Annotated in this window: 19 protein-coding genes; 11 read left to right on the top strand and 8 right to left on the bottom strand. The window is 67.4% G+C overall.

Annotated elements, in window-relative coordinates:
- Positions 1–12: 12 nt before the first annotated feature.
- From KYG_RS01835 to KYG_RS01825, 3 genes are all read right to left on the bottom strand, one after another.
- Positions 13–720 (bottom strand): nitroreductase, encoded by a 708-nt coding sequence (locus KYG_RS01835; RefSeq protein ID WP_008903106.1) that lies wholly within the window; start codon positions 718–720, stop codon positions 13–15.
- Positions 721–728: 8 nt separating this feature from the next.
- Positions 729–1,037 carry a polyhydroxyalkanoic acid system family protein gene (locus KYG_RS01830; RefSeq protein WP_008903105.1) on the bottom strand — a complete coding sequence of 103 codons (309 nt, stop codon included), beginning with the start codon at positions 1,035–1,037 and terminating at the stop codon, positions 729–731.
- Positions 1,038–1,129: 92 nt separating this feature from the next.
- Positions 1,130–2,302 carry an aminopeptidase gene (locus KYG_RS01825; RefSeq protein ID WP_008903104.1) on the bottom strand — a complete coding sequence of 391 codons (1,173 nt, stop codon included), beginning with the start codon at positions 2,300–2,302 and terminating at the stop codon, positions 1,130–1,132.
- A gap of 81 nt (positions 2,303–2,383) precedes the next feature.
- On the opposite strand from KYG_RS01825, the gene KYG_RS01820 reads away from it, so the two are divergent.
- On the top strand, positions 2,384–3,049 hold the full coding sequence (locus KYG_RS01820; RefSeq protein WP_034692693.1) for a DNA-3-methyladenine glycosylase I: 666 nt from the start codon (positions 2,384–2,386) through the stop codon (positions 3,047–3,049).
- Positions 3,050–3,069: 20 nt separating this feature from the next.
- On the opposite strand, the gene KYG_RS01815 is transcribed toward KYG_RS01820, so the two are convergent.
- From KYG_RS01815 to phnF, 5 genes are read right to left on the bottom strand one after another with little or no spacing between them, the layout of a single operon-like run.
- On the bottom strand, positions 3,070–4,269 hold the full coding sequence (locus KYG_RS01815) for an MFS transporter (protein WP_008903102.1): 1,200 nt from the start codon (positions 4,267–4,269) through the stop codon (positions 3,070–3,072).
- A gap of 33 nt (positions 4,270–4,302) precedes the next feature.
- Complete coding sequence (gene arsC / locus KYG_RS01810; RefSeq protein WP_008903101.1) at positions 4,303–4,725, bottom strand: arsenate reductase (glutaredoxin); 423 nt, start codon at positions 4,723–4,725, stop codon at positions 4,303–4,305.
- Positions 4,722–5,336 (bottom strand): phosphonate metabolism protein/1,5-bisphosphokinase (PRPP-forming) PhnN, encoded by a 615-nt coding sequence (gene phnN, locus KYG_RS01805; RefSeq protein WP_008903100.1) that lies wholly within the window; start codon positions 5,334–5,336, stop codon positions 4,722–4,724. Before phnN ends, arsC begins: the two co-directional genes overlap by 4 nt.
- On the bottom strand, positions 5,333–6,061 hold the full coding sequence (locus KYG_RS01800) for a DUF1045 domain-containing protein (protein WP_008903099.1): 729 nt from the start codon (positions 6,059–6,061) through the stop codon (positions 5,333–5,335). The genes phnN and KYG_RS01800 overlap by 4 nt, the downstream gene beginning before the upstream one ends.
- On the bottom strand, positions 6,048–6,830 hold the full coding sequence (gene phnF, locus KYG_RS01795; protein WP_008903098.1) for a phosphonate metabolism transcriptional regulator PhnF: 783 nt from the start codon (positions 6,828–6,830) through the stop codon (positions 6,048–6,050). Before phnF ends, KYG_RS01800 begins: the two co-directional genes overlap by 14 nt.
- A 75-nt stretch (positions 6,831–6,905) precedes the next feature.
- Between phnF and phnG the strand changes: the two genes are divergently transcribed.
- The 10 genes from phnG to phnD all read left to right on the top strand — a co-directional run.
- The gene (gene phnG, locus KYG_RS01790) at positions 6,906–7,418 is read left to right on the top strand and encodes a phosphonate C-P lyase system protein PhnG (RefSeq protein WP_008903097.1); all 513 of its coding nucleotides are present in this window, start codon (positions 6,906–6,908) and stop codon (positions 7,416–7,418) included.
- Positions 7,415–8,056: a phosphonate C-P lyase system protein PhnH gene (gene phnH / locus KYG_RS01785; RefSeq protein WP_008903096.1), complete on the top strand. Its 642-nt coding sequence runs from the start codon at positions 7,415–7,417 to the stop codon at positions 8,054–8,056. The genes phnG and phnH overlap by 4 nt, the downstream gene beginning before the upstream one ends.
- Positions 8,057–8,058: 2 nt before the next feature.
- On the top strand, positions 8,059–9,171 hold the full coding sequence (locus tag KYG_RS01780) for a carbon-phosphorus lyase complex subunit PhnI (protein ID WP_008903095.1): 1,113 nt from the start codon (positions 8,059–8,061) through the stop codon (positions 9,169–9,171).
- Positions 9,168–10,097 (top strand): alpha-D-ribose 1-methylphosphonate 5-phosphate C-P-lyase PhnJ, encoded by a 930-nt coding sequence (locus KYG_RS01775; protein ID WP_008903094.1) that lies wholly within the window; start codon positions 9,168–9,170, stop codon positions 10,095–10,097. Before KYG_RS01780 ends, KYG_RS01775 begins: the two co-directional genes overlap by 4 nt.
- Positions 10,094–10,555: a GNAT family N-acetyltransferase gene (locus tag KYG_RS01770; RefSeq protein ID WP_008903093.1), complete on the top strand. Its 462-nt coding sequence runs from the start codon at positions 10,094–10,096 to the stop codon at positions 10,553–10,555. Before KYG_RS01775 ends, KYG_RS01770 begins: the two co-directional genes overlap by 4 nt.
- Positions 10,552–11,340, top strand: a complete 789-nt coding sequence (gene phnK, locus KYG_RS01765) for a phosphonate C-P lyase system protein PhnK (protein ID WP_008903092.1) — start codon at positions 10,552–10,554, stop codon at positions 11,338–11,340. Before KYG_RS01770 ends, phnK begins: the two co-directional genes overlap by 4 nt.
- Positions 11,337–12,068 carry a phosphonate C-P lyase system protein PhnL gene (gene phnL / locus KYG_RS01760; RefSeq protein WP_008903091.1) on the top strand — a complete coding sequence of 244 codons (732 nt, stop codon included), beginning with the start codon at positions 11,337–11,339 and terminating at the stop codon, positions 12,066–12,068. The genes phnK and phnL overlap by 4 nt, the downstream gene beginning before the upstream one ends.
- Positions 12,065–13,219, top strand: a complete 1,155-nt coding sequence (locus tag KYG_RS01755; RefSeq protein ID WP_008903090.1) for an alpha-D-ribose 1-methylphosphonate 5-triphosphate diphosphatase — start codon at positions 12,065–12,067, stop codon at positions 13,217–13,219. Before phnL ends, KYG_RS01755 begins: the two co-directional genes overlap by 4 nt.
- 186 nt (positions 13,220–13,405) lie before the next feature.
- Positions 13,406–14,266: a phosphonate ABC transporter ATP-binding protein gene (phnC, locus tag KYG_RS01750; RefSeq protein ID WP_008903089.1), complete on the top strand. Its 861-nt coding sequence runs from the start codon at positions 13,406–13,408 to the stop codon at positions 14,264–14,266.
- Between the two features lie 39 nt (positions 14,267–14,305).
- The coding region (gene phnD, locus KYG_RS01745) for a phosphonate ABC transporter substrate-binding protein (RefSeq protein ID WP_008903088.1) at positions 14,306–14,940 on the top strand (635 nt) is incomplete at its 3' end.

The following is a 14,940-nucleotide window of genomic DNA, read 5'->3' as shown; positions in this document are numbered from 1 at the left end:
GGCCGCGGCGGGTCAATCCCGCCACACCACGCTGCTGGCCGGGTCTGCGCGGGTGGTGCGGAAATGGTTGGCTGGGTGTGCCAGGTCTGCCATGCCCAACGAGATGCCGCAGACGATGGTGCGGTCGTCGCCAATGCCCAGCACTTCGCGCAACACCCCGGGGTACGACGCCAGTGCCGCCTGCGCGATGGAGCCCACGCCCAGGCTGTGCGCGGCCAGCATGAAGTTGCTCACATAGGCGCCGCAGTCCACCGCGCCGTACACGCCCAGCGCCTCGTCGCTGGTGACGATGGCCACGTGCGGCGCGCCAAACATCGTGAAGTTCTGCGCGGCCTGCTGCGCTGAGGCCTCGCGGTCGCCCTTGGCAATGCCCAGGGCTTCGTACAGGCCCCAGCCACATTCACGCCGCCGCTCCTGGTACACGCCCCGGTATTCGCGGGGCCAGGGCAGGTCGGGCGCCGGCGCTGCGGTGGCCATGTGCGACTGCAGTGCGCTGCGCAGGCGTTTCAGCGTGGCACCGCTGGCGATGGTGAGCTGCCAGGGTTGCGCGTTGCACCATGAGGCGGTGCGCTGTGCAGTGGCCAGGATGGACTCGATGGTGCTGCGCGGCAACGGCTGGGGCAGAAAGGCGCGGCAGCTGTAGCGGGTGTGGAGCAGCCCGGAAAGCGTGTCAAAGGCCGGGCTGTGGGCGGCTGTATCCGTGGGCGACATGGTGAGCATCCCGGCGGCTACGCCTTGCGGGCCTTGGCGGCGGGCTTGGCGGTGGTCTTGGGCGCCGGCTTGGCAGCGTCAGCCTCTGCCGCCGGTTTCTTCTTGCCGGCAGCGGGCTTCCTGGCACCGGGGTGGGGCGCGTTGAGCAAGGCATCGAGCTGCTCGCCAATTTCGGCCTCGATGCGGTCCTTGAACGCACCGAACAGAAAACCGAGCTGCGCCTTCATCTCGAACTGGTGCGCATCCACCAGCAGCGTGCCCTTGACGCCCGAGCGGGTGAAGGTGAGCAGGTCTTCCTTCTCACCCTCTTCATAGGTGCATTCCATGTCGAATTTTTCCTCGGCCTTTTTCGGCCCAGGAGAAAGCCACTTTGCGGGCTTCCTTGAAGCCCAGGTGGTGGTCGCGGTGGATATGGATGTCAGGCACCGGGTGTCTCCTTGAAGTGTCGGGGTTCAGGTAAAAGGGCGCGCAGGGCCTGGTGGCGCTCGGGCGGGGGCTGCTGCGTCAGTTGTCGTACGGCATCATAAAACCGGGGCCAGTTGCGGCCCTCGCGTTCAAACAAGGCCTCGAACGCGGGCACCAGTTCATCGTAGGCGGCCTGGGCGGCAAAGCTGGCGTTATTGGCCTGGGCCACCCAGCGGTCGTAACCTGCCACCTGGGCCGTGGTGGCCACGGGTGCGGGGCCGCCCGGGGTGCCCAGCCAGCGCGCACGCAGGGCGGCGTAGTCGGTGCGAAAGGCGGTCATTGCTTCACTTTTCATAGCTGTTAGCGCTTTGCCATCAAGCGCTGGAGCCCCTTTTTGTTCATAAATTGCTGCGAGCCGGGCCCGTGTGGCCCGCGTCAGCGCGCGGAAGGCGCTGCGTCGCACCTCGCTGGTAGCAAAGGCTGCGCGCGCCTCGGGCGTGGACTCGGTGGCCAGCCACTGCGCAATGCCGATGCGCTCCACCGCCGTGGCAAACGATTCGTTGAACAGGGTGTCGTTCTTGGCGTACACCACCTGGTGCGCCAGCTCGTGGAACAGCAGGCGCACAAAGTCGCCCTCGGGCCAGGCGATGAAGGTGGACAGCAGCGGGTCGCCACCCGCCCAGTTCATGTAACCCAGCGTGGAGTAGGCGGGCACGCCGTACACCTCCACCTCCAGTCCCTGCGCGGCCAGCTCCGCCGCTTCGGCTTGCGCGTCGGACTCGGTGAAGTAGCCCCGGTAGCCGATGCAGCCCGTGACCGGAAAACACCAGGTGTGCAACGTCAGCGCATAGGGCGGCGCGGCCACCACGTTCCAGACGGCTGCGGTGCGTTTCAGGTCCGCATAGCGGCGGTAGCTGGCGTTGTCGGGCAGACCCAGCTCGGCCACGGCAAAGGCGCGGGCGCGCTGCGCCAGTTTTAGCCGCTCGCGCAGGGCGGGTGGGATGTCGGTGCGGGCGATCCAGCGGTCGATGGGCTCGGCCGCGTGCATCAGCTGCAGGTGGCCGCGCACCGATTGCCAGTAGTAACCCAGCGCGCTGGTGGGGCCCGTGGTGCTGGCACAGCCCGCCAGGGTCAGGCTGATCGTGAGGGTGGAAAAAGCCCAAAGGCGGGAGAAAGGCTGGCGCATGCAGGCAGTTTATGGGCAGATGGACAGCGACGTTGCCACGTTGTCAGCAGCCTGGCCTTGGCGGTTTCTAGAATGCAGCGCATGACTGCTGAACCCACCCCAGAACCGCAGGTCTTGCCCGAAGGCCTGTTTGCCGACGAGGCCGGCTGCCCGCGCTGCACCTGGTGCCAGGCCACGCCGTTTTACCGCCAGTACCACGACAGCGAATGGGGATTCCCGGTGGCGGACGACCGCAGGCTGTTTGAAAAGATCTGCCTGGAGGGCTTTCAGTCGGGGCTGAGCTGGCTCACCATCCTGAACAAGCGAGAGGGTTTTCGCGCAGCGTTTGCCAACTTTGATGCTGAAAAGGTTGCCGCGTTTGACGCGCATGACGTGGAGCGCCTCGTGCAGGACGCTGCCATCGTGCGGCACCGCGGCAAGATCACGTCCACCATCAACAACGCCCAGCGTGTGCTGGAGCTCCGGCGCGAGTTTGGATCGCTGGCGCACTACGTGTGGCGGTATGAACCCGCTGCCGCCGACCGGCCCGAGCGCATCACGCGCGAAGTGGCGCGCACCCTGTCCACGTCGCCCGCGTCGATTGCCATGTCCAAGGACCTGAAGAAACGTGGCTGGAGCTTTGTGGGCCCCACCACGGTGTACGCCTTCATGCAGGCCATGGGGCTGGTCAACGATCACCTGGAGGGCTGCCATTCGCGCGCCGCAGCGCTGGCTGCGCGCAGGGCGTTTGTGGTGCCGTGCGGCTGAGCGATGGATCGATAGATCGTTCAGGCCCGCGCCACGGGACGCAGCAGCCACAGGGCGGCCAGCGCAGCCAGGCCCAGCAGTGTGGTGAGCCACAGGGCGGCTGCCCCGGCACTGTCCAGCAGCATGCCAAACAGCACCGGTGCAAAGGCCTGTGCCACGCGGGCGGGCACCATCATCAGGCCCTGGCGGGCGCCATAGCCTGCTGGCCCAAACAGCACCAGTGGCAGCGTGCCCTTGGCAATGGTCAGTATCCCGTTGCCTGCCCCGTGTAGCACGGTAAATGCTGCCGCGGCAGGCCCGCCCAGCACCATCAGCAGGCCCGCGCCCACGGGGTGTGCGGCGGCAGCCAGCTGGGCCGACAGCAGCGGGTGCAGGCGGCGCAGCAAGCCAAACTCCAGCAGGCGCGCCGCCACCTGCGCGGGGCCCACCAGCGCGGCCATTGCCACAGCCGCTTGCAGCGACGTACCGCTGGCCTGCAGCAGGCGCGGCAGGTGGGCCGCCATGGCGGTGCTGGTGAACCAGGTGACGGCAAACACAAACGACAGCAGCACGGTGGTGCGCAGCGGGTGAGCGGAAGCGGGCGGTGCGGATGCCGCCGGTTCCGTGGTGGCCGCCGCAGGTGCATCCGCTGAAGGTTGGGGGAGCTTTTCTGCAGTGTCGGCGCGTGGCAGCCAGCCGTTGAGCGGCACGCCCACCAGCAAGTGCAATGCCGCCCAGCCGGCACATGCGCCACGCCAGCCCCATTGCACCTCCATCCAGGCCGACAACGGCCAGCCCACGGTGCTGGCAAAGCCTGCAATCAACGTGATGCCGGTGATGGCGCCGCGTGCGCCCTGGCCATACAGCCGCACCAGCGTGGCAAATGCGGCCTCGTACAGGCCGGAGCCCATGGCCACGCCCATCAGCACCCAGGCGGCAAACAGCCCCACCGGGCCTTGGGCCAGCGCCATGCCGGTCAGGCTGGCGGCAAACAGCAGGTTGGTGCCCACCAGCACCGGGCGGCCACCATGGCGGTCGATGGCCCGGCCTGCGAAAGGCCCGAGCAGCGCCGACACGATGAGCGCCACCGAAAACGCTGCGAACACCGTGGGTGTGGCCACGCCCAAGTCGCGTGCCATGGGCGCGGCCAGCATGGCGGGCAGGTAATAGGACGAAGCCCAGGCCAGCGTCTGGGCCGTGCCCAAGCGCGCCACCGTCCAGCGTTGTGACGCGGCACTCATGCGGTGCCGAGCGCCATGGTGTGGTCTATGGCTTCAGGCACGCTGGCCCTGCGCGTTGATGACGACTTCGCCATCTTCTTTGGTGAAAGCGCCTCGCTGCGGCGCAGGCAGGATGTCCAGCACCTTCTCGGACGGGCGGCACAGCCGCGTGCCCAGGGGCGTGACCACAATGGGGCGGTTGATGAGAATGGGGTGCTGAAGCATCGCGGCGATGAGCTGCGCATCGGTGACGCCCGGTGCGTCCAGTTGCAGCTCGGTGAAGAGCGCCTCCTTGGTGCGCACGGCGTTGATCACTGGCTCGCCCGTGGCAGCAATCAGCGCCACCAGCGTGGCGCGGTCGGGCGGGGTTTTCAGGTATTCGATGACCTCGGGCTCCACGCCGCTGTTGCGGATCATGGCGAGGGTGTTGCGGGACGTGCCGCACTTCGGGTTGTGATAGATCGTGATAGTGGTCATGGCGTGCTGGAAAGTAAGGGAGCAACGGGCGAAAGTTTGCCACTGCGCCGGGGCCAGCCCGGTAAATTTTCCAACGCGCTCAGCAGCCGCTGGCCTGCATCGCTCAGCGCGCCGTCGTTGTGCACTTCCAGGCTGACAGTGCCTGGGGGCGGTGTGTACGCCAGCGCGCGCTGCACCCGGGCCTCCACTTCTTCGCGCGTCTCGCGGCCCCGCGACAGCAGCCGTGCGCGCAGCACCTGCGGGCTGGCGGTGATGTGCACCGCTACGAGGTCCGGGAAGCGCGCCAGGGCCTGGGGCAGGTAGGCACGCGAGCCATTGAGCAGCACCCAGTGCCCTTGCGCCAGCGGCGCCAGTTGCGCATGCCGTACGCCGTAGCCCAGGCCGTTGGCCTGCCAGTGCAGGGCAAACGCGTGCTCGCTGCATAGTGCAGCAAACGCTTGGGGCGAAACGCTGTCATGCGCTTCGCCGCCGGATGTGGCGGCACGGCTGATGGTGCGCTGCGCCCAGTGCACGGTGCAGGGCTGGGGCAGGTGGGCGCGCAGCCAGTCCAGCAGGCTGTCCTTGCCCGCGCCCGAGGGGCCCATGCAGTAAATCAGTCTGCCGGTGGTCATGCGCCCATCTCCAGGTGATCCAGCAGCACAAAGTCTGCACCGGGCGTGGGCTCTGCGAACAAGGCGAGGCTGTTGAATTGGAGGTTGGGCAGGTCCGAGAAGAATTCCTGTGCAGCCTCGAACACCAGCGCCTGCGTTGGCGGGTCCACCTGCGCCAGACTGCCGGTGAGCGACATGTGAAAGCGGAACTCGTCCAGCACAAACGGGTAGCCCCATTGCTGTAGCAGTGCGTCCTGCCGGGCGGTGAGCCCTGCCGCGCGGCGCCGCTCCAGGTCCGCGTCAGAAAGAGGGGCGGCCAGGGGCTGCAGCGCGGTTACGCAGGCGGCGGCGGTCTCCTGGATCTGCGCATTGGCGGGGTGCAACGCCGGGGGCACCAGCGCCAGAAAGTCGTCGATGCGTTGCACCTGCAGCGGCGGCAACACAAAGGGTTGCAGCCCGCGTGCGACGGACTGCACGGCCTGGTGCAGCGTGATCCAGTCGGTGCCGGGTTCCAGGGCAAACGGCGCCTTGAGCGTGGCGTGCCAGCCGTAGCGGCGGGGCGCTGCGGTTAGGCGGTGCAGGTCGTCCGCCGCCACGCCGTCGATGGCGAGCTGCTGCAGCGGCTGCAGCAGCGCGGCGCAGCGCCCCAGCCAGTGGCTGCCAGCCAGCCAGCCCAGGCTGCCCGGGTTGGGTGCGAAATAGACCGCATAGCGGTGGTGGGTGGGTGGCATCTCAGGCGTGTTCATCGTGGTCAATGGTCAGTTTCACGCGGTCGCCCGCAAACCAGGCGCGGGCCCATTCGATGGGCGTGCCTGCGAGGTCCACGTTCAGGCTTTCTACCTGCAGCACGGGGCGTGAGGTGGGTTGGCGCAACTGGGCGGCCACTTCAGCGCTGGGCAGCTCTGCGGTGATGCGGCTTTCGCGGCGTGTGTAGTCGGCCACGCCGTGGGCGGTGAAGCCGGCGGTGATGGAGCCTGTCTCGCGCACCACGGCCGCCAGGTTCTCGAAGCGGGGCAGGGGAAAGTAGCGCTCGCTGATGTGCAGGGGCTGGCCCTCGGCGTCGCCCCGCACGCGCAGCGCCAGCAGCGGGCTGCGCGCGGGTACCTGCAGCGCCTTGGCCAAGGCAGCCGTGGCCCGCGTGGTCTGCGCCTGCAGCACCACAAGGCTGCCGCGCAGCCCCGCCTGTGCCAGGCCCTGCTGGTGGCGCGTGCGCTTGCCCAGCACCAGGTCCACCGCAAAGTCTTCGACATAGGTGCCGCTGCCCTGCGTGATGCGCACCAGCCCCTGGCTGCACAGGCTGGCGAGCGAGCGGCGGATGGTGTGGCGGTTCACGCCGAACTGCTCGGCCAGCGCGTGCTCCGAGGGCAGGCGCTGACCGGGAGGGTAAACGCCGCTGCCGATGGCCTCGGCCAGCTCGGCGGCAATGCGCGTCCAGAAGCTGTCGCGCGCAGGGCGCAGTGGTGGTGCTTGCGGGACCTGTAGCGGGGTCGTGAGAGAGGTGGTGCTGGCTGTCATGAAACCTACATGCGCGCTCTTTAAGCTGGCGCCAGTTGTTCAATTTGTCTATACAACTTTCAGGGTACCACTTCCATGTTTCAAGCCTTTGACAACCCGGGGCCGGGCCGCCCCCTGGGCCGCGCGCAGTGGATGGCGCTGCTGGCCCGGGCGCCGCTGGGGCTGCTCGAATCTGCGTTGCACGAGCATGCCACGCGCCCCGCGCGCTGGCTGCGAGCGCCCGAGACCGGCCTGATGATGGTGCAGGGCCGCGCCGGTGGCACGGGCGAGCGCTTCAACCTCGGCGAGGTCACCGTCACCCGCTGCGCGCTGCGCGTGGCCGACGCATCGGACGCCGCCGAGGCCACTGTGGGCGTGGCCTACGTGCTGGGCCGATCGCACCGTCAGGTGCAGCTGGCGGCCTTGGCCGATGCCCTGCTGCAAGACCCTGCCCAGCAACAGGTGCTGGACGCACAACTGCTCGAACCCATCCGCAACCACCTGCGCAATACGCAGGCCGAGCGCCAGGCGCGGGCTGCCAGCACCAAGGTGGACTTCTTTACCGTGGCGCGCGAAAGCGGTGCCGACAACGACGAGGACACCGAATGAGCACGAACCCCTTGGCATCGCTGGGTGCCGGATTTTCGAATGAAGCCTTTGGCAGCCAGGCGGTGTTCCGCGCGGTGCTGCAGGCGCTGTCGCACCCCTGCCGCACGGTGGCGGTAGAACACGACGCGCAAGCTCCTGCCGTGGGGCATGCCGCATCGGCTGCCGTGCTGCTGGCGCTACTCGACAGCGACTGCACGCTGTGGCTCTCGCCCAGGCTGGCAGCCCGTGATGCCGGTGCCTGGCTGCGCTTTCACACAGGCTGCACTGTGGTGGCCGACGCTGCGCAGGCTCGTTTTGTGTGGGTGGCGCAGGGTGATGCGCTGCCTGCCCTGAACCGTCTGGCCCTGGGCACCGACATCTACCCCGACCAATCAGCGACTTGCGTGGTCGATGTATCGCGTGCCGCCGCCACCACGGTGGACGCGAGTGATGCGTGGCACTTGCGTGGCCCCGGCATCCAGAAGGTGGCGGCCTTGCAGGTGGATGGTTTGCCCGACGACTTCGAGGCCCAGTGGGCGGCCAACCATGGGGTGTTTCCACGCGGTGTGGATCTGCTGCTGGCCACTGCAGACCACATCGTGGGTCTGCCACGCACCACGCGGGCAACGCGCGGTGCCACTGCCCTTCAGGAGGCCTGAGCATGTACGTAGCCGTCAAAGGCGGAGAAGCCGCCATTCTCAACAGCTACCAGTTGCTGGCCCGCCAGCGCCGGGGCGATGCGGCACAGCCTGAACTCTCGGTGGCGCAGATCCGCCAGCAGCTCAAGCTGGCGGTGGACCGCGTCATGACCGAGGGATCGGTGTACGACCCCGAGCTTGCGGCCCTTGCCATCAAGCAGGCGGCGGGCGATCTGGTGGAAGCCATCTTCCTGCTGCGCGCCTACCGCGCCACGCTGCCGCGCCTGGGCACCACGTGCCCGCTCGATACCAGCCGCATGGCGCTGGACCGGCGCATCTCTGCCACCTTCAAGGACCTGCCCGGCGGACAGGTGCTGGGCCCGACCTACGACTACACGCAACGGCTGCTCGACTTCACTTTGCTCGCGCAGGGCGAAGCAGTTGCAGCACCTGCTGCGCAAGGCAGTGCGGCGGCCTTCACGCCTCCCAACACACCGCGTGTGGTGGACCTGCTCAACCATGAAGGGCTGATCGAGACCCGCCCTGTGCCGCCGGGTGATCCCATGCCCACCGATCTCACTCGCGAGCCGCTGCGTTTCCCCGCCAGCCGGGCCACGCGACTGCAAAACCTGGCGCGGGGCGACGAGGGCTTCCTGCTCGCCATGGCGTATTCCACCCAGCGTGGCTATTCGCACTCGCACCCGTTTGTAGGCGAGGTGCGCCTGGGCACGGTGGCCGTGGAGATCGAACCCGAAGAACTGGGCTTTGCCATCGACATTGGTGATATCGAGATCACCGAGTGCGAGATGGTGAACCAGTTTGCCGGCAGCAAGAGCCAGCCACCGCAGTTCACACGCGGCTACGGCCTGGCCTTTGGCCACAGCGAGCGCAAGGCGATGGCCATGAGTCTGGTGGACCGCGCCCTGCGCGCCGACGAGTTGGGTGAGCCCGTCGAGTCCCCTGCGCAGATGCAGGAGTTCGTGCTGGGCCACAGCGACAGCCTGGAGGCCTCAGGCTTCGTGCAGCACCTGAAGCTGCCGCACTACGTGGACTTTCAGTCCGAGCTGGAGCTGGTGCGCAAGATGCGCGCCGCTGCCGCCCACCCCACAACCCCCGCAGAGGAGGACGCCGCATGAACGCCCCCATGGAACCCGCCGTGATGGGCTTGCCCGCCGACGCAGCGCCGGTGGACGGCCACTTCAACTTTGCCTACCTGGACGAGCGCACCAAGCGCATGATCCGCCGCGCCATCCTGAAGGCTGTGGCCATCCCCGGCTACCAGGTGCCGTTTGGCTCGCGCGAAATGCCGCTGCCCTATGGCTGGGGCACGGGCGGCATCCAGGTCACCGCGTCCATCATCGGCCCGCAGGACTGCCTCAAGGTCATCGACCAGGGATCGGACGACACGGTCAACGCGGTCAACATCCGCCGCTTCTTCGAGCGCACCACCGCCGTGGCCACCACCACCCGCACGCGCGAGGCCACTCTGATCCAGACGCGCCACCGCATCCCCGAGACACCGCTGGCCGAGGGCCAGGTCATCGTCTACCAGGTGCCGGTGCCCGAGCCCATGCAACGCCTGGAGCCGCGCGAGACCGAAACGCGCACCCTGCACGGCCTGGCCGAGTACGGGCTCATGCATGTCAAGCTCTACGAGGACATTGCGCGCTACGGCCACATCGCTACCACCTACGACTACCCCGTGCTGGTCAATGGCCGGTACGTGATGGCGCCGTCGCCCATCCCCAAGTTCGACAACCCCAAGATGCACATGAACCCCGCGCTGCAGCTGTTTGGTGCGGGCCGCGAAAAACGCATCTACGCCGTGCCGCCCTACACACCGGTGGAGAGCCTGGGTTTTGAGGACCACCCGTTCGAGGTGCAGCGCTGGGACGCCGCCTGCGCGCTGTGCGGCGCCACGGACAGTTTTCTGGACGAGGTCATCACGGACGATCAGGGCGGGCGCATGCACGTGTGTTCGGACTCGGACTACTGCCAGGAGCGCCAAGCACAGCAGGTGCAGCAGGCCGAATCTGCGCAGGTGGAAGGCGGCGCCGCATGAGCGCTGTGCACATCCGCGAAGCCGGGCAGGCCGACCTGGAGAGCGTGCTGGCGCTGTATGCCGCCATTGAAGACAGCCCGGCCGACGTGCTGACCCTGGAAGAAGCCCAGGCCGTGTGGGCCCAGTTCGCCCGCTACCCCAGCTACCGCCTGTGGGTGGCCTGCGACCCCGCGCAGCACGGCGCCGTGGTGGGCACCTATGCGCTGCTCGTCATGCACAACCTGGCGCACCGGGGCACGCCCTCGGCCATCGTGGAAGACGTGGTAGTGGCACAGGACCAGCAGGGCCGAGGCATTGGCCGCCAGATGATGGCCCACGCCATGCAGCAGGCGCGCGACGCGGGCTGCTACAAGCTCGCGCTCTCGTCCAACGCCCGCCGCAAGGGCGCGCATGCCTTCTATGAATCCCTGGGCTTTGCGCAGCATGGCCTGAGCTTTGTTGTCGAGACCCTCACATGAATCACCCCGAACCTTCTGCGCCGCTGCTGAGCGTGCGCAATGTCAGCAAGCGCTATGGCGACCGCGTGGCGCTGCAAGGCGCGTCCTTTGATCTGTGGCCGGGCGAGGTGCTGGCCGTGGTGGGCGAGTCGGGCTCCGGCAAGTCCACGCTGCTCAACGCCATTGCGGCGCGCAGCGCCCCGGACGAAGGCACGGTGCAGTTCCGCCAGCGCAGCGGCGAGCTGCAGGACATCTATGCCATGTCCGAAGCCCAGCAACGCTTGCTGGCGCGCACCGACTGGGGCTTTGTGCACCAGAACGCGGCGGACGGCCTGCGCATGGATGTGTCCGCCGGTGCCAACGTGGGCGAGCGCCTGATGGGCCTGGGCGAGCGCCACTACGGCCGCCTGCGCGCCACGGCCACGGAATGGCTGCAGCGCGTGGAGATCGATGCCGCGCGCATCGACGATGCACCGCGCACGTTTTCAGGCGGCATGCGCCAGCGCCTGCAGATTGCGCGCAACCTGGTCACGCAGCCACGTCTGGTGTTCATGGACGAACCCACCTCGGGCCTTGATGTGTCGGTGCAGGCGCGCCTGCTGGACCTGCTGCGCCAGCTCACGCGGCAGATGCAACTGGCCGCCATTGTGGTCACGCACGACCTGGCCGTGGCGCGCCTGCTGGCGCACCGCATGGTGGTCATGCAGCGCGGCCGCGTGGTGGAGGCGGGCCTGACCGACCAGGTGCTCGACGACCCGCAACACCCCTACACCCAGCTCCTCGTTTCTTCGGTACTGCAGCCATGAACCAGCCTTCCATTGCGCCCATCCTTCAGATGCAAGGGGTGGCCAAGCGCTTCACCCTGCACCACCAGAACGGCATCGAACTACCCGTGCTCGCCCAGGTGGACCTGGCCGTGCAGCCGGGCGAGTGTGTGGTCCTTGACGGTCCCTCGGGCATGGGCAAGAGCACGCTGCTCAAGATGATCTATGCCAACTACCGAGCCAATGCGGGCCGCATCACGGTGCGCTCGGCCGATGGCACCGTGGTGGATGTGACGCAGGCCACGCCGCGTGCGCTGGTGCAGCTGCGGCGCGACACCGTGGGCTATGTCAGCCAGTTCCTGCGGGTCATCCCGCGCGTGTCGGCGCTGGACGTGGTGGCAGAGCCGCTGGCCGAAGACGCGGGGGACGACCCTGCAGGTATCGAGGCAGCGCGTGAGGCCGCCCGCCAGTGGCTGACCCGCCTGCGCATTCCCGAGCGGCTGTGGCACCTGCCGCCCGCCACCTTCTCCGGCGGTGAGCAGCAGCGCATCAACATCGCCCGCAACATGATCAAGCCCAAGCCGCTGTTGTTGCTCGACGAGCCCACCGCATCGCTCGATGCGGCCAACACCGAAACGGTGATTGCGATGATCCGCGAGGCGGTGGAGCGCGGGGCGGCCTTGGTCGGCATTTTTCACGACGCGCAGGTGGGTGCCGCCGTGGCCACGCGCCGCGTGAACGTGGGCGATTTTCGGGGAGCATCGGCATGACCGGGATTGTGTTCAAGAACGCCCGCATGGTGCTGCCGGGCGAAGTGGTGCAGGGCAGTCTGCATGTGGATGCTGGGCGCATCGCGTCGCTGGACAGCGGGGCCACCGCGGCCCTGCAAGGCATCGACCTGGGGGGTGACTACCTGTTGCCGGGCCTGGTGGAAATCCACACCGACAATTTTGAGCGCCACCTCATGCCGCGCCCCAAGGTGCAATGGGCCGAGATGCCCGCACTGCTGGCGCACGACGCAGAGATTGCGGCCGCAGGCATCACGACGGTGCTGGACGCGCTGGGCGTGGGCGAGGCCGATGTGGACAGTCTGCGTGGCAGCGCCTGGAACCGCGTGCTCGACACCATCGACACCTGCACCGAGCGCAACCTGCTGCGCGCAGACCATCACCTGCATGTGCGCTGCGAGCTGCCCGCACCCAACACCATAGACCTGTTCGAGCCCTTCCACGGCCACCCGCGCCTGTCGCTAATCTCGCTGATGGACCACACCCCGGGCCAGCGCCAGTGGGAGAACATCGAGCAGGCGCGCACCTACTACACCGGCAAGAAGGGCTGGAGCGCCGATAAGTTCGAGCGCCAGGTGGCGCATGCGGCCACGCTGCAGGCGCAATACGCCGAGCCGCACCGCGCGTACTTTGTGGACTACTGCCGCACGCATGGCATCTCGCTGGCCAGCCACGACGACACCACTGTGGCGCATGTGGAGCAGGCCCATGCCGAGGGGGCGGCCATGTCGGAGTTCCCTACCACGTTGGCCGCTGCCCAGGCCGCGCACGAGCGCGGGCTGCTCACCGTGATGGGCGGGCCCAACGTGGTGCGCGGCGGTTCGCACTCGGGCAACGTGGCGGCGGCTGATCTGGCGCGCCGCGGGCTCTTGGACATCCTCTCGTCCGACTACGTGCCCGGCAGCCTGCTCAGCGCGGTGATGCGGCTGGTGCAGGAGGGCATCCTGCCCCTGCCACAGGCCGTGGCCACCGTCACCCGCAGTCCGGCCAAGGCGGCGGGCATGGCTGATCGCGGTGAGCTGTCGCCCGGCCTGCGCGCCGACTTGGTGCAGGTGCACATGGCCGAGCTGCCGGATGGCAGCCGCCAGGCCGTGGTGCGCGGCGTATGGCGCGAAGGCCAGCGCGTGCTGTAGAAAAAATAAGCCAAATTGGCATCCAACGCTCTCACAGCAAGCGCTACTAGCTATTGAGTTTGTAGTGCGCAGGGTGCTGCATCCGCTCACTTGCGCTGACACCCAAACTTCCCGAAACCGTCAAGCCACTGTCACGCAAGCTCCGCACACTGCGGTTGTCTAGACAGATTTTTCAGGAGATCCACCATGTCCACTGCCCTGCGCATCCAGCGCCTGAACAAGCACTTTGCCAATGGCAAGCACGCGCTGCGCGACATCGACCTGACGGTGCAGTCGGGCGAAATGGTGGCACTGATCGGGGCCTCGGGTTCGGGCAAATCCACGCTGCTGCGCCATGTGGCCGGCCTGGTGGTGGCCGATGGCAACAGCGAGTCGCTGGTGGAGGTGGATGGCCGCTGCGTGCAGCAGGGCGGACGCATCCACAGCGACATCCGCAAGGTGCGTTCGCAGGTGGGCTTTGTGTTTCAGCAATTCAACCTGGTGGACCGCCTGCCCGTGTTGATGAACGTGCTGGTGGGCCTGCTGCACCGCACGCCCTCGTGGCGCGGCTGGCTGCGCATGTTCAAGCCGCAGGAGCGCGCCCTGGCGCTGGAGGCCCTTCACCGCGTGGGCATTGCCGAGTGCCATGCGCAGCGCGCGTCCACCCTGTCGGGCGGGCAGCAGCAGCGCGCCGCGATTGCGCGCACCCTGGTGCAGGGCGCCAAGGTGGTGCTGGCCGACGAGCCCATTGCGTCGCTGGACCCCGAGTCCTCGCGCAAGGTCATGGACATTCTTGCGCGCATCAACCGCGAAGACCGCTGCACCGTCATCGTGTCGCTGCACCAGGTGGATGTGGCCATCAAATACTGCCCGCGCGTGGTGGCGTTGCACCACGGGCAGGTGGTGTACGACGGCCCCTCGGCCGCCCTTACGCCCGCACTGTTGCGAAGCCTGTATGGCGTGCACGCCGACGAAATCCTTGCGGACGCCATGCCCTTGCATCCGGTGGCTGCGCCGGTTGCTGCACCAACCCCTCAGTGGGCACCTGCCATGGTTCGCGCTGCCTGATCGGGCAGTGATTCTTTGTCTTCCCTCTGGAGTTTCCCCATGTTCAAAAAACTGCTTTCCGCGCTCGCTCTGGGTTTGGGTCTTTCCGGCGCCCACGCCCAGGACATCAACTTCGGCATCATCTCCACCGAGGCCACGCAGAACCTCAAGGCCGACTGGCAGCCACTGCTGGACGACATGGCCAAGCAGACGGGCTTCAAGATCCGCGCCTTCTTTGCGCCGGACTACGCCGGCATCATTGAAGGCATGCGCTTCAACAAGGTTCAGGTGGCCTGGCTGGGCAACAAATCGGCCATGGAGGCGGTGGACCGCGCCAACGCCGAAGTCTTCGCGCAGATGGTCAATGCCGACGGCACCCAGGGCTACTACTCACACCTCATCGTGCACAAGGACAGTCCTCACAACACGCTCGACGACGTGCTCAAGAACGGCAAGTCGCTCAGCTTTGGCAATGGCGACCCCAACTCCACTTCGGGCTTTCTGGTGCCCGGCTACTACGCGTTTGCGCAAAACAAGGTCGACGTGAAAACCCACTTCAAGATCGTGCGCAGCGCCAACCACGAGACCAATGCGCTGGCCGTGGCCAACAAGCAGGTGGACGTGGCCACCAACAACAGCGAAAACCTGGACAAAATCAAGGAGCGCCAACCCGAGAAGTTCAAGGACATCAAGGG

The sequence above is a fragment of the Acidovorax sp. NO-1 genome (genome assembly GCF_000238595.1).
Lineage (GTDB): Bacteria > Pseudomonadota > Gammaproteobacteria > Burkholderiales > Burkholderiaceae_C > Acidovorax.
The sequence above is the reverse complement of the archived record's forward strand: the minus strand, read 5'-3'. Positions and strand labels throughout refer to the sequence as shown.